This window comes from Kitasatospora sp. MAP12-44 (assembly GCF_029892095.1).
In the GTDB taxonomy this organism is placed as follows: domain Bacteria; phylum Actinomycetota; class Actinomycetes; order Streptomycetales; family Streptomycetaceae; genus Kitasatospora.
Window position 1 is genome coordinate 6,934,678 of sequence record NZ_JARZAE010000004.1, and the last position, 24,102, is coordinate 6,958,779.

Below are 24,102 nucleotides of genomic sequence, written 5' to 3' on the forward strand. Positions count from 1 at the left end.
GAGCCCTGGACGCAGGTCAGGCCTCGGACCGGCCGGTCGAGCGGGCCGCCTCAGCTGACGGCGAGCCAGCTCTGCGTGCTGCTGGTACTGCCCGGGTTCACCACGGCGGCGGCTCCCGCCGCGCCGCTCGCCGTGTCGAGCACGTCACCGGTGGCCTTGTTGGTGATCGTCAGGGCGCCGGTACCGGTGTTCTGGGTGACCACCCACTGCTGGTAGGCGTTGTTCGGGTCGTAGGCGTTGAGCACGCTGACCGGGGAGCCCGCGCCGCCGGTGGCGGTGAGGGTGCCGTGGACCTGGGTGCCGGTGGCGCAGTTGTCGGTGAGGTGGCTGGTGCCGTCACCGTTGGCCGTGAAGGTCCACTGCTCGGAGGTGTGGGTCGACCACCAGGTGTTGATGTCGGCGCCGCCGCTCGCGGGGGCGCTGCAGGTGCCGGCCACCTCCAGGACGTTGCCGCTCGGGCCGCCGTTGGAGAGGCTGTGGTACTTGCCGTCGCCGACGATCGCGGGGGTGCGGTTGGTGGTGGCGCCACTGATCCGGTACATCGCCACGCCGTGCGGGGCGACGGAGGCGCTGATGGCGCCGGTGAAGGTGCCGGTGGCCTGCGACCAGAGGTCCTGGTAGGCGTAGCTGCTGCCGTTCAGGCCCAGCGCGCTGAGGCTGGTACTGATCGTCTGGGTGTTGGCCGGGTCCTGGTTGATCAGCAGTACGGCGGTGTCGCCGTTGGAGAGCTGGCGCTTGAGGACGACCGGGGCGGTGGAGGAGTTCGGCGCCGAGCCGACCAGGGTGGCCGGCTTGGCCAGCGCGTCCTGGTCGACGGCGATCACGCCGGCGTTCTTGTAGATGGCCAGCGAGGTGCTGCTGAGGCCGGTCGACCAGGTGGTGCCGTTCGAGGTGTGCTGGGAGGCGGCGGCGGTGCGCAGGTCCGCGCCGGAGATCAGCGGCGCGGCCATCATCGAGAGGATGGAGATCTCGGTGGCCGACTCGGTGTCGGTGAACGGCTTGTGGCAGGTGCAGGTGTCGGTGACGCCGTAGAGGCCGTAGACGTCGTTCCAACCGGCGAACATCATGTCCATGTCGTTCCAGCTACCGGGCTTGATGTTCGACGCGTACTGCAGCGAGGTGCCCAGCGCGGCGCCGTACAGCACTCCGCTCAGGTCGCTCTGGCGGTCGCCGCCGATCCGGCAGAGGTTGGCGACCTGGCCGCACCAGACGCCGGTGGGCGCGTAGCCGGGGGCGTTGTACTGCGGGGTGCCGGCCGCGGCGATCACCGAGTCCGAGCGTGCCGGGTCGGTCGGGCTCTCCAGGTACGGGATGCCGGAGTGCACCGGCTGGGCGGAGACGCTCAGCACCACCTTTGGGCGGCCCTGGGCGGCCGAGGCGGCGTCCAGCGCGTGCTGGAAGGCCTGGACCCGGGCGTACATGGACTCGGTGAGCTCCTTGCCCTCGCCCTGGGTCCCGTAGTTGTGCCCGTCCGGGCCGGTGATCGGCGGCCCGTACGGGCAGTCGTCGTACTTGACGTAGTCGACGCCCCAGGAGACGAAGTCGGCGGCGTCGGTGCTCTCGTGGCCCAGGCTGCCGGGGTGGCCCTGGCAGGTGGTGTAGGTGTCGGTGCCGTAGAGGCCGAACTTCATGCCCTTGCTGTGGGCGTACCAGGCCAGGTACTGGATGCCGTTCATGGTCTGCCCGTTGACGACCTGGTTCGGGAAGTTGCCCGGGTCCGGGGTCAGGTGGCCGCTGGTGGGGTCGTTGCCGGTGCCGTCCGTGCCGCTGACGGGGTTGCCGTTGGCGTCGTAGAGCTGCATCGAGCCGTAGGCGGTCTTGGCGAAGGGGCTGCTCTGCCCACTGCGGTAGCTCTTGGACCAGCCGTCGTCGATCGTCACCGTGTTGTAGCCGGCCGCCACCAGGCCGTTGGCGGACATGTAGTCGATGGTGTCGATCACCTGCTGCTGGTTGACCCCTGTCCCGAGCGAGTTCCAGGAGTTCCAGCCCATCGGCGGCGTCAGGGCGAGACCGTTGTTCAGCTGCGGCGTGGGGGTGGCCGCGGCGGCGGTGGCGCTGGGGGCCGCGCCGGTCAGCGAACCGAGCACCAGCAGGGCCGAGGAGAGTGAGACCGCTCCCAGGCGTAGCAGCCGCGGCCGCGAATCGGTCAACCGGGATTCAAACATTCCAAACGCCTTCCGTCGGAGGGACGCCGAAATGGTGGGGTCAGCCGGGTCCCATGTCGAGAATTATTTGGTTTTGTTTGAATCTGTCAACGGGTGTGACAGGAACTGACAGAAGTGATCCCGTACTGACGCTCTCAGCCCGCTCAGCCCGCCTCCGGCCCGGTGAGCTGGAGGGTTGAGCCGTGCCGGCCCTTGCGGACCAGCAGCTGGGCCGGGATCCGCTGGCGCAGATCCGCGACATGGCTGACGATGCCGACCGCGCGGTCGCGCTCGCGCAGGCCGTCCAGCACGTCCATCACCTCCTCCAGCGCCTGTTCGTCCAGCGTCCCGAAGCCCTCGTCGATGAACAGGGTGTCCAGCGGCATGCCGCCCGCCTCGTCGGTGACCACGTCGGCCAGGCCGAGTGCCAGGGCCAGCGAGGCGAAGAAGCCCTCGCCGCCGGAGAGCGTGGCGGTGTCCCGCTCGGTGCCCGTCCAGGCGTCCACCACCAGCAGCGACAGGCCCGAACGCCGGCCGCCGGCCGTCCGCTCGTCGCTGTGCACCAGGGTGTAGCGACCGCCGGACATCCGCACCAGCCGGGCGCTGGCCGCCGCCGCGACCTGCTCCAACCGGGCCGCCAGCACATACGACTCCAGGCGCATCTTCAGGCGGTTGTCGCCGCCGGTGCCGCCGGCCAGCTGGGAGAGCCGGGTGATCTGGCCGAACTCGGCCAGCAGCGGGGCCAGTTCGCGAGCCAGACCGGTCAACTGCCGACCGAGGCCGGCCAGCTCGGCACAGCGCGTACGGGCGCTGTGCTCGGCGGCGGAGGCGAGGGTCAGCCGCTCGGTGGCGGCGCGCAGCGCGCCCTGCGCGCCCGCCGGATCGGCCGGCGGGCGGGCCGCCGCCGCGACCAGCTCGGCATCGGCCAGCAGACCGGTGACCGCCGAGCGCTCGGCGGCCCGCCGCTCCAGGTGATGGCGCAGCTGCGCCTGCCGCTCGTCCGACAGCCGGACGGCCTCGGCCTCCTGCGGCGTGCCGAAGCCGGCCGCCCGGGCCGCCCGCGTCAGCTCCGCCTCGGCCTGCGCGAGCCGGTCCGCGCTCTCGGCCGCGGCCCGCCCGGCCGCCGCCGCCGCGCCCAGCCGGCCCGCCAACCGATCCAGGCCGGACGCCCGTTCGGCCACCGACGGTGCGTCGCCGCGGGCCGCCGCGACCCGCTGGGACAGCTCCTGCCGCTCGGCGGCCAGCGTCTCCAGGCGCGCGGTGCGGGCGGCCACCCGCTCGCGGCCGTGGTGCAGCTGGGTGCTGTAGTGCTGCTGCCCCTGCTCCAGCCGCTCGCGGCGCTGCAGCAGCAGGGTCAGCTGCTCGGCGGCCTGCCGGGCGGCCCGGTGCTCACGGGTCAGCACGGTCAACTGCTCGGCCAACTCGGCGACCGGCTCCTCGCCGGCGGTGCCGGCCGCCGTGGCCGCCTCCACCTGCACCTGCGTCAGCTCGTCCCGGGCGGTGGCCAGCGCGCGCTCGGCGGACTGCTGGACACCGGCCGCCCGCTCCTCGTCCTGCGGGCCGACCGGCGCACCGGAGGGCACGGCCGGCGCCGGGTGCGCGGCGGACCCGCAGACCCGGCAGGCCTCCCCGGCGCGCAGCCGGCCGGCCAGCTCGGCGGCCATCCCGTCCAGCCGGCGGCGGCGCAGCTCCAAGGTGTACTCCTTGGCCTGCAACGCCGCTTCGTGCAGGACGAGCTGGCCCGTCTCGGCCTCGGCGGCCCGGGCGCGCAGCGCGTCACGCCGGCGGGCGGCCTCAAGGCGCGCCTGCGTCTCGATCCGGCGGGCGTCCAGCTGCTCGGTGCGGGTGGCGGCCGCCCGGGCCGCGGCCTCCTGCTCGGTGAGCGCGTCCGACTCGGCCTGGTAGCCGGCCAGCCAGCCCTCGGCCTCCTCGGCCAGCTCCTCGGCCGCGCGCCGGTCGGCGGCCTCGGTGCGCTCCTCGGCGGCCAGTTCGGTGCAGCGGCGCTCGTCGTCGGCAGCCGACTTCAGCCGGCCGATCGCCTCCCGGACGGCCGCCTCGGCGGCGGTCAGCTCGGCGACCGCGGCGTCCGGCAGATCTGAGACAGCCGCCAGCAGGCGGCGCTGCTCCTGCTCTGCCGCCCGGGCCCGGCGGTGACCGTCCGCCGCGGTCGCCCGCAGCCGCAGCGCGGACTCCACGCCGAGGGCCGCCTGCGCCAGCGTCAGCCGCTGCCGGTCGGCGGCGTCCTGCTCCTCGCTCTTCGCCAGCTCGGCCGCCTGGCCGAGCGCCTCACGGTGGCGGCGCTGGCGACCGGCCAGCTCCTCGGCCTGCGACAGCGCGCGCTGCGCGGCCCGCTGGCGCTGCTCGGCTCCGGCCAGCGCGGACTCGGCGACCGCCAGCCGCTCGGCCGCGCCGCTGCGCAGCACCGCCGCCCAGCCCAGCGCTGCCGCGGCAAGCTCGCCGTCCGCCGCGCCCGCCTCGCCCTCCGCCGGGATCCACTCGGCGGCCGGCTCGGCACCCGGACCGGCGGCCTGCCCGGTGCGGCTGACCAGCTCGCGCAGCCGGCGCCGACCCGCCTGCACGGCCGCCTCCTGCTGTCGGCGGCGCTCGGCGAGCCAGCCCTCGACCCGGCCGAACCGCGCGGTGTCGAAGAGCTTGCCGAGCAACTCGCCGCGGTGCGTGGCGTCCGCCTTCAGGAAGCGCGCGAAATCGCCCTGCGGCAGCAGCACCACCTGGCAGAACTGCTCGCGGCTCATCCCGATCAGCCGCAGGATCTCCTCGCCGGTCTCCTGGTGGGACCTGCTGCCCGCCCGCCAGCCCGGCACGCCCTCCCCGGCGTCGGCGGTCCACTCGCGCAGCAGCGTCTGGGCCTTCTCCAGCGTCCAGCCGGTGCCGCGCTTCTTGGGGCGCCGCTGCTCGGGGATCCGGGTGATCTCCAGGCGGCGGCCGCCCAGGGTCAGCTCCAGGCGGACCTCGGTCAGCCGGTCCGGTTCGGCGTGGTCGCTGCGCATCCGGTTGGCCTTGCGGGTGCCGGGCAGCTCGCCGTAGAGGGCGTAGCAGACCGCGTCGAGCACGCTGCTCTTGCCGGCGCCGGTGGCCCCGCGCAGCAGGAAGAGCCCGCCGGTGGAGAGCGCGTCGAAGTCCACCTGCTCGCGGCCGGCGAACGGGCCGAAGGCGGTGACGGTCAGCTGGTGCAGTCTCATCGGGGCAGCTCCCGGTTGCGGTCGTCGGACTCCCGGACCTGCTCGAACCCCTCGCGCAGCCAGTCGCGCTCGGCCTCGTCCAGTTCGACGCCCGGGCGTACGTGGCGGACGAAGCTCATCGCGACCTCCAGGTCGCTGCGCCCGCGCACCCGGGCGGCGTAGGAGGGCAGGCCGTCGCCGGCCTCCTCGGCCGGTTCGAAGAGCAGCTGGAGGGTGTGCGGGAAGCGCCGTCGCAGACGCTCCATCGGGTCGGCCGGGCGGCCCGGGTCAGTCAGCGTGGCCTGCACCCAGGACTGCTCGTGCCGCTCGTACGTCTCGTCCTCCAGCAGCTCGGCCAGCGTGCCGCGCAACCGGGCCAGCGGGCGGGGGACCGGACAGGGGATCCGCTCGGCGGCCACCGTGCCGTCGGCGGCCAGGTCGACCAGCCACATCGACTTCTCCTGGAACTCCTCGGAGAAGGAGTAGGCCAGCGGGGAGCCGCTGTAGCGCAGGTGCGGGGCGAGGGTCTGGGCGCCGTGCAGATGGCCGAGCGCGGCGTAGTGCACCCCGTCGAAGACGGCGGCCGGGACGGCGGCCACACCGCCCACCGCGATGTCGCGCTCGCTGTCGCTGGGCGCGCCGCCGGTGACGAATGCGTGCGCCAGGACGACCGCGCGGGTGCCCGCCGGGCGGTCGGCCAGATCGGCCCGGACCTGGTCCATCGCCGCGCCGAGCACGGCCGCGTGGCCGCCGCGCTCCAGGCCGAAGCGCTCGCGCACCAGCAGCGGTTCGAGGTACGGCAGCCCGTAGACGGCGACCGGGCCGTGCTCGTCGCGCAGGACGACCGGGGTCGCGCAGCCCTGCGGGTCGGTGCGCAGATGGATGCCGGCCCGGCCGATCAGGCCCGCGCCGACGCCGAGGCGGCGGGCCGAGTCGTGGTTGCCGCTGATGAAGACGGCGGGCACGGCCAGGTCGGCCAGCCGGTGCAGCACCTCGTCGAAGAGCCCGACCGCCTCCAGGCCGGGCAGCGCGCGGTCGTAGACGTCACCGGCGACCAGCACGGCCTCCACCTGCCGCTCGCGCACCACCGCGACCAGGTGGTCGAGGAAGGCGCGCTGGGCGTCGTGCAGGTTCTCCCGGTGGAAGGAGCGGCCCAGGTGCCAGTCCGAGGTGTGCAGCAGTCGCATGAGGTGCTCCGGGAGGGCCGCGGGGGCGGGGGACGACGGGCGGTGAGAGACGGGGCGGAGGGATGGGGTCGTAGGGATGGATGGCTACTGCGGCGACCCTAGCAACGAGCACTGACAGTGCGGGTGAGATGCCTGATGGTTGCTGATCGTCACGGAAAGTGGAGTGTCAGTCGCTCTGTGTATGGTCGGCGGCGTCGGGCCAGTGGGTGGTCCGGTGTGGTGATCAAGGGAGGCAGTCATGTCCGAGAACGCGCAGCGGGACAGGTCCACCGGGCGACCGCTGGGGCTGCTGGTCGGCGGGGGCGGGGGTGCGCCGCTGGTGCAGCCGGTGGCGCTCGCGGTGGCGGCCGACCTCGTCGACTTCCGCAGCCTGGCGCGCTACGGGATCTTCGGGGACACCGACTACCCGCGCTACCTGCACCGGACGGAGTGCCAGTTGCGGGCCGCGCTCGAGCAGGGCCTTGAGGTGCACCTGCGGGTGCTGGAGCCGCTCGACTTCGCGGACTTCTGCGCGGCGCACGGCATGGCCCCGCAGAGCCCGGCCGCCCGGGTGGCGTACGCGGCCGATCCGGAGCTCGCCGGGGAGCCGTTCCGCTACGACGGCGCGGGGCTGGCCGGGCTGCTGCCCGAGCTGGTGGCGGACCACCTGGCGCGGGTGCGGATCACGGCGGCCTACCAGGCGCTGCTCGACGCGCTGGGGTCGCCGGACGGGTGGTGGGAGCTGGCGGAGGAGCTGCTGGCGTACGTCACCGCGGTCTACCTGGCGCTGGTCAAGGGGCTGGGCGGCGGCTGCCACCGGCTGGTGCTGCGGACGGGCACGGACCGGGCGAGCCCGCCGCGCGGCGGCGCCGGGGGAGGGGGAGGGGAGCGGGAGGCGGCCACGACGGTGGAGCTCCGCGTAGAGCACGGAGCGCTGTACGAGCCGACCCGCGGCGCCGAGGCCTTCTGCGTCACGCTCGCCGCCGCCTGCGCGGCCGGGCTGACGGGCGAGTTGCTGGTGCACAGCACCCGCCCCCGCGGCGCGCGGAGCGGGCGGGGTCGGCGGGCCGGGCGCCCGGGCACGCGGGAGCGGCCGGGGACGGTCCGCGGCTGGGCGCTGGCCGACGGGCGGCTCACGGCGCTGGATGCGGACGGCGTGCGGGGGCTGCTGGCCCGGCAGCCGGTCGGCGGGGTCGGCGGGCCGGTCGGCGTGGCCGGTCCGGTGCGGGTGCGGCCGGGCTTCGTCCTGCCGCAGCCGGCGGCCGAGCGGGGCGGTGAGGCGATGGAGTGAGTTCCGGTCGGCCCGTGTCAAGGGGCCTGTCCGGGGCGGCATGCTTGCCCCGTGCGGCTGCGAGGACTGTTCATCGACCGCGTGTTCGGGGAAGATCAACAGGTCGGACCCCGCGGTGGCGCGTGCCCGCGCGCCGCCGCCCGACAGCCGAAACCTGTGCCGGCCCCGGCCCCGGCCCCCGCGCAGGCACCAGTGACCGCACCAGAGCGGCCGGACCGACCGGCCCGAGACCGGCCCGACCAGCCCGACACCGGAGGGGGATGCATGCAGCGGATTGAGTACAGCGCGGAGATCGCGGACCTGCTCGGCCGCGTCCGGCGCCGTCCGGCCGCGGGCTGGCCTTGGCGTCCCGACGAGGCGGTGCCCGAGTGGCTGCCGGTGAAGCAGTCCTGGGGCTGGCTCTTCGTGCCCGACGGCCGGGTGCTGACACTGATCAACCCGCGGGACGGCATCGTCAGCCTGCCCGGCGGCTCGCTGGAGAGCGAGGACGGCGGCGACCCGGGCGCGGCGCTGGCCCGCGAGGCGGCCGAGGAGGCGCAGGCGCGGATCGGCCCCGCGCACTACCTGGGCTACCTCTACGACCGGGTCGGCTCGGCGAACAACGGCCACGAGTGCGCGCGGGTGCGGATGGCGGCGTCGCTGCACGCGGTGGGACCGAGCGTGCCCGATCCGGCCTCCGGCCGGCACTACCGGCGACTGCTGGTCGCCCCCGGCCTGGCCGTCGAGCTGCTCGGCTGGGGTGCGCCGGGTCTGCGGCAGGCCCGGGTCGCGGTGCGGGCGGCCGCTCTGCACCTGGGTGTTCCGGCGGCGGCCAACGAGGTGATCGAGGAACTCCCGCTGGACGGCTGCCGATTCTCCGCGATATCCGACTGATCCCTCACATCGCCCCCGCTTGACCGCGGCGAGTCCGTGTGACGTCCTGACGTTCCGTCACTGACAGTCACCAGGGGAGCGGCTGTCGGGCTGTCCGCTTCGCCCCTCCTCGTCCGCTTTCCTCCTACTTCCGTCTTGCTTGCGGTCTGCATCGGTCGAGCGGCGTGCGATGTCCGTTGTGTGGCGAGCGTGCGACGAAAAGACTGAACAGCGATCAGCAGATGTCCATGCGCGGTGATATGACCCGACATCAGCCGACTTCGGGTGCGCTGGGCCGACCGCGCGGCCAACTTCGCACCCTCGAACGAGAATTCGCGTCAACAACTTTGGCATGGGCACTTCCCAGAACACTGCGTGACTGGTACCACAGAGTGACCCGTGTCACAGTCCCCGCCCTCGTGGAGGTCCGATGCGTCCCGTCCGCACTCTGTCCGGCGCCGTCATGGCGCTCTCGCTCGCCGTGGCCACCATCGTCATGGCGTCACCCGCCAACGCCGCGTCGGTCAACTACGTAGCGCTGGGAGACTCCTACTCGTCCGGTGTGGGAGCCGGCAGCTACACCAGCAGCAGCGGCAGTTGCGAGCGCAGCACGAACGCCTACTCGCAACTGTGGGCGAACGCGCACGCCCCGTCTTCGTACACCTCCGTCGCCTGCTCGGGCGCGGTGACCAGTGACGTGCTCAACAGCCAGGTCTCCGCCCTGAGCTCCGCCACCACCCTGGTCAGCATCACCATCGGCGGCAACGACGCGGGCTTCGCCAGCACCATGGAGACCTGCGTGCTGGAGGGCACCAGCGCCTGTCTCAGCGCGGTGAACAGCGCGGAGGCCTACGCAAAGAGCACACTGCCCGGGCTGCTCGACCAGGTCTACTCGGCGATCCACGCCGACGCGCCGAACGCGCACGTCGTGGTGATGGGCTACCCGGAGCTCTACCAGATCGGCGGGAACTGCTGGTTCGGCATCGGCGACACCTCGAGAAGCGCCATCAACGGCGCCGCCGACGCGCTGGACTCGGTGATAGCGCAGCACGCCGCCAAGGCCGGCTTCACCTTCGGTGACGTCCGCAGCAGCTTCTCGGGCCACGAGATCTGCAACAGCGACCCCTGGCTGAACAGCACCACGTTCCCCATCGACGAGAGCTACCACCCCACCCAGAGCGGTCAGGAGTACGGCTACCTGCCCGTCTTCACCGCAGACGCCTCCTGACCCGACCTCAAGGCGCCGCCGCCCCCGAGCAGTCGACTGCTCGGGGGCGGCGGCGTGCTGCGACGGTCAGCAGGGTCCGTCGTCGCCCCAGACTCCCCACTGGCCGCTGGCGGTCGGAATCTCGTTCAGCGTCCACCACTTGGCGTGGTAGTTGTGCCCGCTGTAGGAGACCTTGCTGCCCGCGGTGTAGGTGGTGGTCGCACTCCACGGCGCGGCCGTGCAGGTCCCGCCACCCGGGGAGGTGGGGGGAGTGGTGGGCGGAGTGGCCGGCGGGGTGGTGGGAGGCGTGGTGGGCGGCGTCGCACCGGCGAACTTCACCGTGTACTTGGTGAAGTCCCAGTCGTTCTGCGTCACGCTGGAGCAGGCGCCGGAGAGCCCGGGGTCGACCGCCCCGGTGCACTGCCGGTCCCGGTTGACGGACCAGAAGGTGTAGCGGGCCAACCCGTGCGCGGTGGCGAAGTCCAGCACGGTCTGGAAGTCGGCCTGGGTGAAGTACTCGGCCGCGTCGGTGCGCCCGTTCATCATCGAGACGCCCTCGTGGGCGTAGGCGGTGGCCGCGTCCCAGCCGAAGGTGCTCTGCAGGATGCCGTTGAAGCTGACCAGCGCGGCGGTCTGTGCGGCACCGCCGTTGAAGCCGCCGTCGAAGGGCATGATCGAGAAGTTGTTCGGCGTGAAGCCCTGCGACTTCGCCTCGTTGAGCATCTGGGTGCCGAACCAGCCGGTCCCGGCGGTGGTGCCGGCGGTGGTGATCGAGATGTAGATGCCGGGGTTGTCCTGTTGGAGGATCCTGGCCGCGCCGATCTCGTTGTGGATCGCCGCGGTGTTCTCGTACTCCGGCTCCTCCAGGTCGAAGTCGATGGCGTGCAGGCCGTACTTGGTGACCACCTTCTGGTACGCGGCGGCGGTGGCCTCGGGCGTGCCGCAGCCCTGGCCCAGCTTGTTGCCGCCGTAGCCGCCGAAGGAGACCGAGACGTCCCCGCCCTTGCTGCGGATGGTCTGGATCACGGCGGGCATGGTGGTGTCGGTGTCGATCGAGGAGGTGCCGCCCCAGGCCGGCGTACAGCCGCCGGAGTCCAGCACGAAGGCCAGCTGGAAGGCCTTCTGGCCGGTCGCGTCCATCACCCGCGGCGGCGTCCGGCGGGGTGTTGTCCTCGGGCATCAGGTACGGCGCCGAGGCGTACCAGTTGCTGCCCAGCGCACCGGCGGTGGCCGCGGTGGTGGTCGTGGCGAGCGCGGAGCCGCCGGACGCGACGGCGGCCAGGCCGCCCGCGAGCAGGCTGAGGCCGGCGACGAGCGCAGCGGTGCGACGGCGGCGTGCGCCGGGGGCGCGGACGGCGGCGGGGGCGGGGAGGGCTGAGGTGGGAGCTGGCGTGGCGCGATCCATCGGGACTCTCCAGTGGGCGGCAGTGGGGGAGCCGTCCCGCGCGATGTGGGGGCGCGCGGGGCGGCTGGCGCACGAACGTCCCATAAAAATGGACTAGACCAACTCGGCGGTCAAGAGGCAGCGCGGCCGCTTACCCTGTTCTTAAGGTTCCAAGGACGGACGGTCAGGGGGTGTAGAGCTCCTCGATGTCCGCCGCGTACCAGTCCTCGATGGCCTTGCGGCGCAGCTTCAGCGAGGGGGTCAGCAGCCCCTGCTCGACGGTGAAGTCCCTTGGCAGCAGGCGAAAGGCGCGGATCGACTCGGCGCGCGAGACGGCGGTGTTGGCGGCGGCCACCGCACGCTGGATCTCGGCGTGCAGCTCCTCGTCGGCCAGCGTGCTCCACTCGTCCTGCGGGGGGCGGCGGTGCGTCTGCCGCCAGTGCTCCAGCGCCCTGGCGTCCAGGGTGATCAGCGCCGCCACGTACGGCCGGTTGTCGCCGACCACCAGGCACTGGGAGACCAGCGGATGGATCCGCACCCGCTCCTCCAGCGCCGCGGGCGCCAGGTTCTTGCCGCTGCTGGTGACGATCAGCTCCTTCTTGCGGCCGATGATGGTCAGGTAGCCGTCCTGGTCGAGCGAGCCGAGGTCGCCGGTGGCGAACCAGCCGTCGCGCAGCGCCTCGGCCGTGCAGCGCGGGTGGTTGAGGTAGCCGACGAAGACGCAGGCGCCGCGCACCCAGACCTCGCCGTCCTCGGCGATCACCAGCGAGGCGCCGGGCACCGGCCTGCCGACCGTGCCGAACTTGGGCTTGCCGGCCGGGTTGGCGGTGATCGCCGCCGACGTCTCGGTCAGCCCGTAGCCCTCGTAGACGGTCATCCCGGCGCCCGCGAAGAAGAGCCCGAGGTCGCGGCTGAGCGTGGAGCCGCCGCACATCACATTGCGCACCCGGCCTCCCAATGCGGCCCGGATCCGCTGGTAGACCATCCGGTCGAAGGCGAGGTGGCGGGCCCGCAGCCCCGGCCCGGGCCCGGTGCCGTGGCCCAGCGCCCGGCGCTCGTTGGCCCGCGCCCAGCGGATCGCCACCTCGGCGGCCCGCTCGAAGAGTTCGCCGCGCCCGGCCACCTCGGCGGCGTGCCGGGCCTGCGCGTAGAGCTTCTCGAATACATAGGGGACGGCGTGCAGGAAGGTCGGGCGGAACGAGGCCAGCGCGGGCAGCAGCGCGTCCGAGCCGAGGTCGCCGACGTGGCCGATCCGCACCCCGCCGCGCAGCGCGGCGACCTGCACCATCCGTCCGTAGACGTGCGCGAGCGGAAGGAAGAGGAGTGAGCTGGCCTGCTCGCTGCTGTTCTCGTTGAAGAGCCCGCTCCAGCCGGCCAGCACGTTGTCCGCCTCGGCGGTGAAGTTGCCGTGCGTCAGCAGGCAGCCCTTGGGACGGCCGGTGGTCCCGGAGGTGTAGATGACGGTGGCGATCGACTCGGCGGTGACCGCCAGGCGCTGGCGGTGCACCAGGGCGTCGGGGACGGATCGGCCGTCCTCCACGAGCCGCGCCACGCAGCCCTCGTCCAGTTGCCAGATGTCGGCCAGGTGCGGCAGAGCGTCGCAGACCGCTCCGACCGTCATCGCGTGGTCCTCGTGCTCGACCACGCAGGCCACCGCATGGGTCTCGGCGAGGATCCAGCGGACCTGCTCGGCGGCGGCGGTCGGGTAGACCGGTACCGAGATCGCGCCGATCGACCAGAGGGCGTAGTCGAACACCGTCCACTCGTACCTGGTCCGCGACATCAGGGCGACCCGGTCGCCGAAGCGCACGCCGCGGGCGAGTAAGCCCTTGGCCAGAGCGAGGACTTCGTCGCGGAAGCGCAGCGCGCTCACATCGGTCCAGCCGCCGCGGTCCGCGCTGCGCCTGGAGTACAGCAGCAGGTCGGGGCTGTGCTCGGCGCTCTCGTACACCGAGTCCGCGAGCCCGCCCGGCGCGGGCGGTGCCAGCGGCGGGGTGCTCAGCTCGTGCACGATCCTCCTGGCCGTCTCCGCCCCTGCCGGGGCCCGGGTTTGAAGCTATCGGATCGTGGCGGCGCTGCCCAGGGCTGTGTGGATCCCTGCGCCGGATCGGCACCAGCTGGGACCGGTTGTGCCAGTGGTCATGCGCCTGCCAACGACAGTTGTGCAGTCTTCTCAAACCCCTGCTCCGGACCCCTTCGAACGAGCATGGAAGGAGTAGTAAGCTCGCGCAGATCCACCGGCTTGACGCATCCGTCGGGCCTGCTCGGCCTGCCGTATGCCCCGCTCGCCCGATGTGGACCGACCGTCCACCCCGGGCACATCCGACCGAGGACTTCATGCGTCTGCGCAGCAGCTCGATCCGCGCGAAGATCATCGCGCTGCTCCTGGTGCCCATCGTCGCGCTCGTGGGCCTGTGGGCCTACGCCACGCTGGCGACCACCAGCGACGTCTGGAACCAGCTGGCTGCCGCATCGACCTACCAGACCTTCGGCGCGCCGGTGGACCAGCTGACCCGCGATCTGCAGGTCGAACGCCGGGCCGCCGTCCTCCTGCTGGCCAGGCCTCAGGCGGAGGGCGTCCAGGACGACTACCAGAAGGCCCAGACCGTCACCGACCAGGATCTGCAGGCCCTGCAGAGCCGGCTCAGCGGCTCGGACGCCGGCAAGCTCAGCGCCGCCGAGCGGGCCCGGCTCCAGGACGTGCTCGCGGTGAGCGGCCAGCTCGCCGTGCTGCGCGGCCAGGTCGGGCGCAACGGGGTGGCCTGGGAGTTCGCGCTCAGCCAGTACAGCGACCTGGTCAAGCCCAGCTTCGACTTCCAGGGCGCCTTCATCAGCGCCCAGAGCGGCCAACTGCCCCGCCAGGGGACCATCCTGATCGAACTGGGCCGGGCCCGCGAGTACCTCTCCCAGGAGGACGCGGCGATGGAGGGCCTGCAGGCCAGCGCCGTGCCCAGCGCGGGGGAGTACCAGCTGGTGCTCGACCCGATGCACGACCAGCAGGCCCTGTTCACCGTCTACATAGGCGAGTTGGACCCGGCCGACCAGGCGGCCTACCAGACCGTCAGGTCCGGCGCGGACTGGGCCGAACTGGACCTCGCCGAGCGGGAGTTCCAGAGCTCCACCGACCCGACCTTCGCCGCCCGCGACCTCGGTACGCAGGCCTGGCGGCGCACCGCCGATCTGACCCTGGACGACATCGCGGGGGTCAACACCCAACTGGCCGACAGCATCGGCGCCCGAGCCACCTCCTATGCGATGGGCCTGGTCTGGCGCGGGGCGATAGCCGGTGTGGTCGGCCTGCTGGCGATCGTGCTCACCATCATGATCTCCTTCCGGATCGGCCGAGGCCTGGTCCGCGAGCTGATCGGCCTGCGCAACGCGGCCAACGAGCTGGCCGGCTCGCGGCTGCCCTCGGTGATGCGCCGGCTGCGGCACGGCGAGCTGGTGGACCTCGCCGCTGAGACGCCGGATCTGGACTTCGGCTCGGCCGAGATAGGCCAGGTCGGCCGCGCCCTCAACTCCGTGCAGCGGGCCGCGATCCAGGCCGCAGTGGAGCAGGCCGACCTGCGGCGCGGTGTCTCCGCGGTCTTCGTCAACCTGGCCCGGCGCAGCCAGGTGCTGCTGCACCGGCAGCTGACCCTGCTGGACACCATGGAGAGGCGCACCGAGGACCCGGCCGAACTGGACGACCTCTTCAAGCTGGACCACCTGACCACCCGTATGCGCCGGCACGCCGAGGGCCTGATCATCCTCTCCGGCGGTTCGCCGGGCCGGGCCTGGCGCAAGCCGGTGCGGATGGTCGACGTGGTCCGCGCGGCGGTCGGCGAGGTGGAGGACTACGCCCGAGTCATCGTCCGGCCGTTCCCCGGCACCGGGCTGCTCGGCAGCGCGGTCGCCGACGTCACCCACCTGATCGCCGAACTCGTCGAGAACGCCGCGGTCTTCTCGCCCCCGCAGACCCAGGTGACGGTGCAGGGCGAGGTGGTCGCGCACGGCTTCGCGCTGGAGATCGACGACCGCGGGCTCGGGCTGAGCGAGTCGGCGCTCGCGGAGATCAACCAACGGCTTGAGGTGGAGCAGGAGTTCGACCTCGCCGACACCGACCGGCTGGGGCTCTTCGTGGTCAGCCGGCTGGCCCGGCGGCACGGCATCCGGGTGCAGCTGCGGCCCTCGCCGTACGGCGGGACGAGTGCGGTGGTGCTGATCCCGCGCGAGTTGCTGGCCGACGTGTCGGGCGGGATCGCCGAGCCGCCTGCCGCCGTCCCTGCTCCCGCTCCCGTTGCTGCTTCTGCTCCCTCCCCTGGTCCCGCTGTCGCTCCCGCGCGGCAGCGCGAGTTGGTGGCGGTGGCCGGTGGTGAGGGCGGGCCGCGGCGGTTGGAGCCGAGGGTGAAGGGCCAGCAGCGGTCGGTCACCGGTCCGAAGCCGGCCGCCGCCGAGCCCGCGCGGACGCCCGGAGGGCTGCCGCGGCGGCGGGCGACCGGCGGACCGGTCCTGGTGCCCGCCTCCGGCGGCACCGGTCGGCACCGGCGCCCCGGCCAGGACGCGGACCCCGCACCTGCTGAGTCAGCTCCGGCGTCGCCTGCCGTGGCTGCCTCGCCGGACGCCCCGGCCGACCCGCCGGGCGGTGGGCTGCTGCCACGTCGGGTCCGACAGGCCAATCTGGCACCGCAGTTGAAGGACGCCGCCGGCCGCGCCGAACAGCCGGAGCAGGCCGTCCGCGAGCGGTCGCCGGAGGAGGCCCGGGCCACCTTCGCCTCGTTCCAGCGCGGCTTCAGTCGCGGTCGGGCGGATCCCGGGCGCCCGGCTCGGGCCCCTGCTGCGACCCCCGCGCCCCCTGCGCCTCCTGTACCGTCGCCGGCCGCCCCCGCGCCGTCGGTCCGCGACGTGCGCCGGGCGCTGACCTCCTCTCCCGTACCACCGGCTCTGCCGGCAGCTCCACGACCAGCACCACCCGCAGCACTGGAAGGACATGATCGATGACCGCAATGACCCCGCCGTCCGGCGACCTGAACTGGCTCCTGGACGACCTGGTAGGACGGGTCGCCTCGTTGCGGCACGCGGTCATCCTCTCCAGTGACGGTCTGGCCACCGGCGCCTCGCAGGCACTGGGCCGGGAGGACGCCGAGCACCTGGCTGCGGTCGCGGCCGGCTTCCACAGCCTGGCCAAGGGTGCCGGCCGGCACTTCGGGGTGGGCGGTGTGCGGCAGACCATGATCGAGCTGGACGAGGCCTTCCTCTTCATCACGGCTGCCGGGGACGGCAGTTGCCTGGCCGTGCTGTGCGACGCGGAGGCCGACATCGGCCAGATCGCCTATGAGATGGCGTTGTTGGTCAAGCGGGTCGGCGAGCACCTGGCCTCGGATCCGCGGACGCCGACCGGATGAGAGGCTCGGGGGTGGGCGGCCCAGCAGCCGCGGACGAGCAGTGGTTCGATGACGAGGCGGGGCCGATGGTCCGGCTCTTCTCGATGACCCGTGGTCGGACCAGGCCGGTCGGCGACGGCTTCTTCGACCTGATCTCCATGATCGCGCTGCGTGATTCGGCCGATCGGAACGACCAACTGCCCACCCCTGTCCTGGATCCCGAGCACCACGCGATCCTGGACCTGTGCCGGCGCGGGGCACTCACCGTTGCCGAGCTCGGCTCGTACACCGACCTGCCGGTCAGTGTGGTGCGGGTGCTGCTCGGCGACCTGCACGACGCCGAGCTGATCGACGTCACCCGCCCCGTCCCGCTCGCCGAACTCCCGGACGAGCGCCTGCTCCGGGAAGTGATCAATGGACTCCGTGCGCTCTGACCGCTCTGGCGCCGTTGCTGATGCCATTTCTGATGCATCGTCAATCCAGCGGCGTCCCAGTGGTATTCCCGGTGCGCAGGCGGTCGCGCTGAAGATCCTGGTGGCGGGCGGATTCGGGGTGGGCAAGACCACTCTGGTCGGCGCGGTGAGCGAGATCCGTCCGCTGCGTACCGAGGAGCGGCTCAGCGAGCTGGGCCGGTCCTTCGACGACACGGCTGGGGTGGAGGCCAAGCGCACCACCACGGTGGCGATGGACTTCGGCCGGATCGACCTGCGCCCCGGGCTGGCCCTCTACCTCTTCGGCACTCCCGGACAGGACCGGTTCTGGTTCGTCTGGGACGAGTTGGCGCTCGGCGCCTTGGGGGCGCTGGTGCTGGCCGACACCCGCAGGCTCGCCGACTGCTTCCCCTCGGTGGACTTCTTCGAGCGGCGCGGCATCCCGTTCGTGGTCGCGGTCAACTGCTTCGAGGACACCGAGGTCTTCGCCGTCGAGGACGTCAGGGCCGCGCTCGACCTCGACCCCGGAGTCCCGGTGGTGCTCTGCGACGCGCGGCGCCGCGAGGACGGCAAGGAGCTGCTGGTCCGGCTCGTCCAGCACGCCGCCGATCGCCGCCGCTGAGCGGGCGGTCGGTTTGCAGGTCGCGCAGCCCACGGGCTGGACACGGAGTTGCCCTGCGGGCGGTCGGCGTGGAACGCTTGGATCATCACACCGAGGCGCGCGACCCGCGCCGGGCGGATCGTTGGGGGAGGCGAGTCATGAGTGCGCAGCGTTTGCCGGCGATGCCGTGCCGCGCCGTCGGCATCTGCTTCAATGGGGGCATGCACACCACCGTGGACAGCAGCCGAGGCCGTCAGGACCTCGAGCCGTTCTGGCCGTCCCGGCAGCCGCACCTCTTCGACCAGACCTGTCCGGGCTCGCCTCGCGCGTCCCGGACCGCCCGCAGCTGACCGCAGGTCATCGACCCCCGCTCAGCTGAGGACCGCCGAGTCCGTCCGATGCGCAGACGATCCCCACCCACCGTCTCGCGCGAAAGAGCTGCCTCATGTCCTCTTCCACTGCCATCCTCTCCGCTCCCGCCGCCACCCCGCACCTGCGGGCGGTCCGTTCGGTCTCCTCGGCGCCCTCGGCTGCCGAGCGATGGCATCCGGCCGCGGCACCCCGCACCTCAGCACCCCGGACCTCGGCGCAGCCGCCGAGCGCGGCGGCCCCGCTTGCCTCGGTGCCGCTCGCCTCGGTGCCGGTCGTCCCTGAGCTGCTCAACGCACTGCCGGCCGGCGCGGCGGTGGTCGCCGCACTTCCGCACTCGGCCCTCTCGCAGGGTCTACTCGCCCAGTACGGTGCCCAGTTGGGCGTGCAGGGCGGCGCGCAGTCGCTGGTCGGCTACCTGGTGCTGGTGCCGACCGAGCCGGCGGCGGCCGTCGACCCGCTGCCCGTGCCCAGCGCCGCGCCGCAGCCGACGGCCAGGCCGGCGGCGCACGGGATCAGCGTCGACCTGGAGCGCCGAAGTGCCTATGTCGACGGGGAGTTGCTCGATCTTACCTACCTGGAGTTCGAGCTGCTCGCGCACCTGACCCAGCACCCGCAGCGGGTGCACACCCGGGACTACCTGGTCACCGCGGTCTGGGGCTACGGCCACGTCGGCGACGGGCGCACGGTCGACGTGCACGTCGCGCGACTGCGGCGCAAGCTGGGCGCGGCGTACCGCGACAGCATCGTCACGGTACGCCGAGTCGGCTACAAGTACGCGCCGGCCAGCGCTAGTTGATCCCTGCCCGGCCAGGCCTGCTCAACGGCTCAGCCGGTCGATCTCGGCCAGTTCGTCGGCGCTCAGCGGCCCGGCCGCCAACGCGTCGATGTTCTGGTCGAGTTGGGCCACGCTACTGGCACCGATGATCACCGAGACCACCCGCGGGTCGCGCAGCACCCAGCACAGCGCGAGCTGCGCCAGGCTCTGCCCGCGCAGCTCGGCCACCTTGGCGAGCGCCCGCAGCTGCTCCAACTTGGCGCCGGTGAGCACCTCCTCCTTGAGGAAGTGGCCCACCGACATCCGCGAGCCGGCCGGCACCTCACCGCTGAGATAACGGTCCGTCAGCAGACCCTGGGCGAGTGGGGAGTAGGCGATCAGGCTGGTCTGGGTGTCGCCGACCGCCTCCAGTACTCCCTCCTCGACCGCCCGGTCCAGGAGGGAGTAGCGGGCCTGGTTGAGCAGCACCGGCGTGCCCAGCTCGCGCAGGATCGCGACCGCCTCGCGATGCTGCTCGGCCGGGTAGTTGGAGATCGCCGCGTACAGCGCCTTGCCCTGGCGGACGGCCGAGGCGAGCGCGCCCATGGTCTCCTCCAGGGGGGTGTCCGGGTCGTGGCGGTGCGAGTAGAAGACGTCCACGTAGTCCAGGCCCATCCGAGCGAGCGACTGGTCGAGGCTGGCCAGCAGGTACTTGCGCGAGCCGCCGTCGCCGTAGGGGCCCGGCCACATGTCGTAGCCGGCCTTGGAGGCGATGAACAGCTCGTCGCGGTAGGGGCGGAAGTCCTGGGCGAACAGCGTGCCGAAGTTCTTCTCCGCCGAGCCGTACGGCGGCCCGTAGTTGTTGGCGAGGTCGAAGTGGGTGACGCCCCGGTCGAAGGCCCGGCGCAGCACGGCGCGCTGCACCTCCAGTGGCTGGGTGTCACCGAAGTTGTGCCACAGGCCGAGCGAGACGGCGGGCAGCTGCACGCCGCTGCGCCCGGCGCGGCGGTAGGTCATCGAGGCGTAGCGGGAGTCGGCCGCGAGATAGCTCATACCGGCATCCTGCCAGGCCGGACCGGTCCGGCGGCGTTGGCGCAGTCTCCGGTCAGCGCAGCGCGGGTAGGACGGCGGCGCGTACGGCGGTGAAGTCGAGCCCGTGCTGGTGCAGGACCCTGGCGGCCACGCCGTCGCCCTCCTTGAGCAGGCCGAGGACGAGATGGCCGGGGCGGATGGTGCGGCCGCCGAGTGCGGTGGTTTCGCGTACGGCCAGCTCAAGGACCTTCTTGGCCGGTCGGGTCCATGGCTTGCGTCCGCCGACGCGGGGCAGGCGGGAGCCGCGGCGCGGCTCGCCCGCGGTGTCCCCCGGTCCGTCCAGCGCGCCCGGTCCGAAGGCGGCCTCCACCGCCTCACGGACGGCCGCCAGGTCGATGCCGATGGCGCCCAGCGCCTCGGCGTCCACTGCGCTGGGGCCGGCCGCGAGCAGCCGTACCACGGCCGCGCGGGCGGTCTCCAGGTCGAGTCCGGAGCGGATCAGCACGTCGACGGCCGGGTCGTCGGTGAGGTGGAGCAGGGCGAGCAGCAGGTGCTCGGTGCCCACGTGGGTGTGGCCGAGCCGGTCGGCCTCGGTCAGCGCCAGCGGGATCGCCCGGCGGGCGTCGTCGGAGAATCGTTCCAGCATGGTCGGTCACTCGTCCTTTCCGAAGGTGCGTCGGGCGTGCTTCTTGTGCACCGCCTGCCGGCTGACGCCGAGGCAGGCGGCGATCTCCTGCCAGGACCAGCCGTGCGCCCGGGCGTTGTCGACCTGGAGGTCCTCCAGCCGGTCGGCAAGGTCGCGCAGGGCACGGACGGCCCGCAGGCCGACGGCGGGGTCGCGGCTGCTCGCATCTGCGGCGAGCTGGTTGGTCTCGCTCATGGTGTCAACTTAGGTTGACACCTGGCGACTGTCAACCCTGGTTGACAGTCGCCCGTGGAACGCTAGGGCCCGGGCAAGCCCTAAACGGCCACCCGCAGCGGGGTCAGCCGGGTGGCGACCAGGTTGATCGCGCCCTGGTTGCGCTCGACGCGACCGTGGACCAGCAGGCCGGCTCGGTCCAGCGCCGTCCGGCGGTGCGTCTCCCAGACCGGGCGGCTGCAGACCACGTTGATCAGACCGGTCTCGTCCTCCAGGCTGATGAAGAGCACGCCGCCTGCGGTGGGCGGGCGCTGGCGATGCGTCACCAGTCCGCCGACCAGGACGGGGGTGCCGTGCGCGACGTCCGGCAGGGCGCGGGCGGGCAGCGCGCCGCAGCCGTCCAGGATCCGCCGGACGTGCTCGACGGGGTGGCTGGCGGGGCAGGAGCCGGTCGCCCAGAGGTCCGCGATGGTCTCCTCGACGGGTGTCATCGCCGGCAGCGCGGGGGCGGTTAGGCCCGGGGTCGTCCCGGTCAGTAGATCGGCGCCGCCGCCGGTGGCCAACGCTCCCGCCGCCCACAGTGCCTGACGGCGCGTCAGGCCGAAGCAGCGGAAGGCGCCGGCGGTGGCCAGCGCCTCCAGGATCGCGGCGGGCAAGCCGGTGCGGTGCGCGAACTCCTCCAGCCCCCCGTACGGTTGTCCGTCCACCACCTGCTGGGCCTGCTCGTCGCCCAGGCCCCGGACGGTCGCCAGACCCAACCGGATCGCCGGGGCCTGCGGCAGCCCCTCCAGAGTCGGCCGGGCCCGGCTGGCGTTGACGTCCACCGGGTGCACCGTCACCCCGTGCCGCCGGACGTCCGCGATCAGGCTGAGCGGCGAGTAGAACCCCATCGGCTGGTTGGCCAGCAATGCGCAGGTGAAGGCCGCCGGGTGGTGGTACTTGAGCCAGGCGCTGGCATACACCAGATAGCCGAAACTGATCGAATGCGACTCCGGGAAGCCGTAGTTGGAGAAAGCCTCGATCTTGGTGAAGATGTCCTCGGCGACCGGATCCGGGATGCCCCGGGCGGCCATCCCGTCCAGCAGCCTGCGGCGCAGCTCCGCCACTCGCTGATGGGAGCGCTTGGCCCCCATCGCCTGGCGCAGCCGGTCGGCCTCCGCGCCGGTGAACCCGGCGCAGTCGATGGCCAGTTGCATCATCTGCTCCTGGAAGAGCGGCACGCCCAGGGTCTTGCCCAGGGCCCGTTCCATCAACGGGTGCGGGCAGTCGGCCGCCTCCAGCCCGGCCCGCCGGCGCAGATACGGGTGCACCGAGCCGCCCTGGATCGGCCCCGGCCGGATCAGCGCCACCTCGACCACCAGGTCGTAGAAGGTGCGCGGCTTCAGTCGGGGGAGGGTGGACATCTGGGCACGCGACTCGACCTGGAACACTCCGACGCTGTCGGCCTGGCAGAGCATCTCGTAGACGTCCGGGTCGTCGGCGGGGATGGTGGCCAGGTCGTAGCGGATGCCCTGGTGCTCGGCGACCAGGTCGCAGGCGTCGTGCAGGGCGGAGAGCATGCCGAGGCCCAGTAGGTCGATCTTGACCAGCCCTGCCCCGGCCGTCGACTCCTTGTCCCACTGCAGCACGGACCGGCCCGGCATCCGGGCCCACTCGGTCGGACAGATCTCGCCGATCGGCTCCTCGGTCAGCACCATGCCGCCCGAGTGGATGCCCAAGTGCCGTGGAAGGCCGTGAAGTTGACTGCTGAGCGCGAGGACGTCATCGGGCACGAGAGTGTCCGGTCCGGGGGCCGAGCGGAAGTCGGCCTGCCGGGAGAAGGCGTTCACCTGGTCCATCGGATAGCCGAGGACTCGCGCCGCGTCGCGCAGCGCGAGCTTCGGCCGGTAGGTGATCACGTTGGCGACCTGCGCCGCGTGCTCGCGGCCGTACCGCTGGTAGACGTACTGGATGACCTCCTCGCGGCGGCGGTGTTCGATGTCGAGGTCGATGTCCGGCGGGCCGTCCCGGTCCATGCTGAGGAAGCGCTCGAAGAGCAGCCGGTAGTGGATCGGGTCGACCGCCGTGATGCCCAGGGCGTAGCAGACCGCCGAGTTGGCGGCCGAGCCGCGGCCCTGGCACCAGATGTCCGTCCGGCGGCAGAACTCCACCAGGTCGTGGACGGTCAGGAAGTAGCCTGCCAGGTCCAGCTGTTCGATGACGTCCAGCTCGTGGGCCAGCTGCTCCGCCGCGATGCGGTGGTCCGGATGCCCGGGGCCGAAGCGCTGCGCCGCGCCGCGCGCGGTCAGGGCGCGCAGATGGCTGATCGGGGTCTCGCCGGGCGGCACCGGGAAGCCGGGCAACTTCGGTGCCAGTACCGAGAATTCGAAGGAGCAGGCGCGGCCGAGCTCGGCGGTGGCCTGCTGGACGCCGGGGAAGCGGGCGAGGCGGGCCGCCATTTCGGCGCCCGAGCGCAGATGGGCGGTGCCCGCCGCCCTGGTCCAGCCGGCTGCCTCCTGGAGCGTCCTGCGGGCCTGCAACGCGGCCAGCCCCTGCGCGAGTTGACCCTGGGCGGGGGAGGCGTGGTGCACGTTGTTGGAGGCGACCACGGCCAGGCCCGCCTGTGCGGCCAGGGCGGCCAGGGTGTCGTTGCGCGGGTCGTCGCCGGGCAGGCGGTGGTCGATCAGCTCGACGTAGACGTTCTCCTGGCCGAACGCGTCGGCGAGGGAGTGGAGTTCGCGCAGGGCGCCTTGGGTGGATCGGGCGGCTGGGCCGTGCTCGGCGAGGGCCTGCCGCACCCGGCCGTTGCGGCAGCCGGTGAGGATGGCCCACTGGCCCTGGTGGGCGTCGGCGAGCCGGTCGAAGTCGTACGCCGGGCGGCCCTTGCCCTCGCCTGCCAGCTGGGCGGCGCTGATCTCGGCGCAGAGGCGGCGGTAGCCCTCCGGGGTGCGGGCCAGCACGAGCAGGTGCTCGCTCGGGCGGCGCGGGTGTGGGTGTGGGTGCGGGTGCGGGTGTGGGGAGCGGAGGTTGAGCTCGGCGCCGAAGACGGTGCGCAGGTGGCCTGCTGCGGCGCGGGCGGCCGCGGCGAGTCGGACGGCTCCGTACAGTCCGTCGTGGTCGGTGACCGCGAGGGTCTCGACGCCGAGTCGGACGGCCTCCTCGACCAGCGCCTCCGGCTCGCTCGCGCCGTCCAGGAAGCTGAACGCGGAGTGGACGTGCAGCTCGGCCCAGGGCTCGGCCCGCGCAGGCCGTGGCGGCTGGGGTTGGGGCTGGGGCTGGGGCTGGGACTGCGGCGGTCGGCCGTTCGGGAGCTGGAGGACCGTGGCGACGGGCTCGGCCCGCTCCACCGGTTCACGTCTGCGGTGCCCGGCCATCCGGCGATGGAGTTCGCTCCAGGAGAGCTTGGACTGGCTGTCGAATCCCATGGTGACCCTGCTCTGTTCCGATCTTCGCTGTGCCGGTCTCCGGCACATCTCCCTCCACGGGCT

17 protein-coding genes and 1 pseudogene are annotated in these 24,102 nt (G+C 72.8%); 9 read left to right on the forward strand and 9 right to left on the reverse strand.

The window, feature by feature from the left end; genetic code table 11:
* Positions 1 to 50: 50 nt before the first annotated feature.
* The 3 genes from P3T34_RS31570 to P3T34_RS31580 all read right to left on the reverse strand — a co-directional run bounded on the left by P3T34_RS31570 (position 51) and on the right by P3T34_RS31580 (position 6,510).
* Positions 51 to 2,150, reverse strand: coding sequence for an RICIN domain-containing protein (locus P3T34_RS31570; protein ID WP_280669454.1), 2,100 nt, complete (start codon positions 2,148 to 2,150; stop codon positions 51 to 53).
* A 158-nt stretch (positions 2,151 to 2,308) separates the two neighbouring features.
* Positions 2,309 to 5,344, reverse strand: a complete 3,036-nt coding sequence (locus tag P3T34_RS31575; protein ID WP_280669455.1) for an SMC family ATPase — start codon at positions 5,342 to 5,344, stop codon at positions 2,309 to 2,311.
* Positions 5,341 to 6,510, reverse strand: coding sequence for an exonuclease SbcCD subunit D (locus tag P3T34_RS31580; protein ID WP_280669456.1), 1,170 nt, complete (start codon positions 6,508 to 6,510; stop codon positions 5,341 to 5,343). Before P3T34_RS31580 ends, P3T34_RS31575 begins: the two co-directional genes overlap by 4 nt.
* Before the next feature lie 238 nt (positions 6,511 to 6,748).
* Between P3T34_RS31580 and P3T34_RS31585 the strand changes: the two genes are divergently transcribed.
* The 3 genes from P3T34_RS31585 (at position 6,749) to P3T34_RS31595 (ending at position 9,860) form a co-directional block, all read left to right on the forward strand.
* Positions 6,749 to 7,780 (forward strand): hypothetical protein, encoded by a 1,032-nt coding sequence (locus P3T34_RS31585; protein ID WP_280669457.1) that lies wholly within the window; start codon positions 6,749 to 6,751, stop codon positions 7,778 to 7,780.
* Between the two features lie 264 nt (positions 7,781 to 8,044).
* On the forward strand, positions 8,045 to 8,653 hold the full coding sequence (locus P3T34_RS31590) for a hypothetical protein (protein WP_280669458.1): 609 nt from the start codon (positions 8,045 to 8,047) through the stop codon (positions 8,651 to 8,653).
* A gap of 409 nt (positions 8,654 to 9,062) precedes the next feature.
* Positions 9,063 to 9,860 carry an SGNH/GDSL hydrolase family protein gene (locus P3T34_RS31595; protein WP_280669459.1) on the forward strand — a complete coding sequence of 266 codons (798 nt, stop codon included), beginning with the start codon at positions 9,063 to 9,065 and terminating at the stop codon, positions 9,858 to 9,860.
* A gap of 66 nt (positions 9,861 to 9,926) precedes the next feature.
* Here the strand turns inward: P3T34_RS31595 and P3T34_RS31600 are convergent.
* Positions 9,927 to 11,244, reverse strand: a pseudogene (locus tag P3T34_RS31600) (carbohydrate-binding protein).
* 163 nt (positions 11,245 to 11,407) lie between these two features.
* Complete coding sequence (locus P3T34_RS31605) at positions 11,408 to 13,234, reverse strand: AMP-dependent synthetase/ligase (protein WP_280669460.1); 1,827 nt, start codon at positions 13,232 to 13,234, stop codon at positions 11,408 to 11,410.
* A 326-nt stretch (positions 13,235 to 13,560) separates the two neighbouring features.
* Between P3T34_RS31605 and P3T34_RS31610 the strand changes: the two genes are divergently transcribed.
* From P3T34_RS31610 to P3T34_RS31635, 6 genes are all read left to right on the forward strand, one after another.
* Entirely contained in the window at positions 13,561 to 16,203 is a 2,643-nt protein-coding gene (locus tag P3T34_RS31610) for a nitrate- and nitrite sensing domain-containing protein (protein WP_280669461.1), read from the forward strand.
* On the forward strand, positions 16,200 to 16,607 hold the full coding sequence (locus P3T34_RS31615) for a roadblock/LC7 domain-containing protein (RefSeq protein WP_280669462.1): 408 nt from the start codon (positions 16,200 to 16,202) through the stop codon (positions 16,605 to 16,607). The genes P3T34_RS31610 and P3T34_RS31615 overlap by 4 nt, the downstream gene beginning before the upstream one ends.
* Positions 16,608 to 16,672: 65 nt before the next feature.
* A complete protein-coding gene (locus tag P3T34_RS31620) occupies positions 16,673 to 17,020 on the forward strand; it encodes a DUF742 domain-containing protein (RefSeq protein ID WP_348534763.1) in 348 nt (115 codons plus the stop codon).
* A 43-nt stretch (positions 17,021 to 17,063) separates the two neighbouring features.
* The gene (locus tag P3T34_RS31625; RefSeq protein WP_280672511.1) at positions 17,064 to 17,639 is read left to right on the forward strand and encodes an ATP/GTP-binding protein; all 576 of its coding nucleotides are present in this window, start codon (positions 17,064 to 17,066) and stop codon (positions 17,637 to 17,639) included.
* Between the two features lie 137 nt (positions 17,640 to 17,776).
* Entirely contained in the window at positions 17,777 to 17,968 is a 192-nt protein-coding gene (locus P3T34_RS31630) for a hypothetical protein (RefSeq protein ID WP_280669464.1), read from the forward strand.
* A 95-nt stretch (positions 17,969 to 18,063) separates the two neighbouring features.
* Positions 18,064 to 18,786 carry a winged helix-turn-helix domain-containing protein gene (locus tag P3T34_RS31635; RefSeq protein ID WP_348534712.1) on the forward strand — a complete coding sequence of 241 codons (723 nt, stop codon included), beginning with the start codon at positions 18,064 to 18,066 and terminating at the stop codon, positions 18,784 to 18,786.
* Positions 18,787 to 18,807: 21 nt separating this feature from the next.
* Here the strand turns inward: P3T34_RS31635 and P3T34_RS31640 are convergent, their stop codons facing one another.
* The 4 genes from P3T34_RS31640 to P3T34_RS31655 all read right to left on the reverse strand — a co-directional run bounded on the left by P3T34_RS31640 (position 18,808) and on the right by P3T34_RS31655 (position 24,039).
* Positions 18,808 to 19,797, reverse strand: coding sequence for an aldo/keto reductase (locus P3T34_RS31640; RefSeq protein WP_280669465.1), 990 nt, complete (start codon positions 19,795 to 19,797; stop codon positions 18,808 to 18,810).
* Positions 19,798 to 19,849: 52 nt separating this feature from the next.
* Positions 19,850 to 20,422, reverse strand: coding sequence for a Clp protease N-terminal domain-containing protein (locus P3T34_RS31645; protein ID WP_280669466.1), 573 nt, complete (start codon positions 20,420 to 20,422; stop codon positions 19,850 to 19,852).
* Positions 20,423 to 20,428: 6 nt separating this feature from the next.
* The gene (locus P3T34_RS31650; RefSeq protein WP_280669467.1) at positions 20,429 to 20,656 is read right to left on the reverse strand and encodes an RNA polymerase subunit sigma-70; all 228 of its coding nucleotides are present in this window, start codon (positions 20,654 to 20,656) and stop codon (positions 20,429 to 20,431) included.
* An 80-nt stretch (positions 20,657 to 20,736) separates the two neighbouring features.
* Positions 20,737 to 24,039 carry an error-prone DNA polymerase gene (locus tag P3T34_RS31655; RefSeq protein WP_280669468.1) on the reverse strand — a complete coding sequence of 1,101 codons (3,303 nt, stop codon included), beginning with the start codon at positions 24,037 to 24,039 and terminating at the stop codon, positions 20,737 to 20,739.
* Between the last annotated feature and the right edge of the window lie 63 nt (positions 24,040 to 24,102).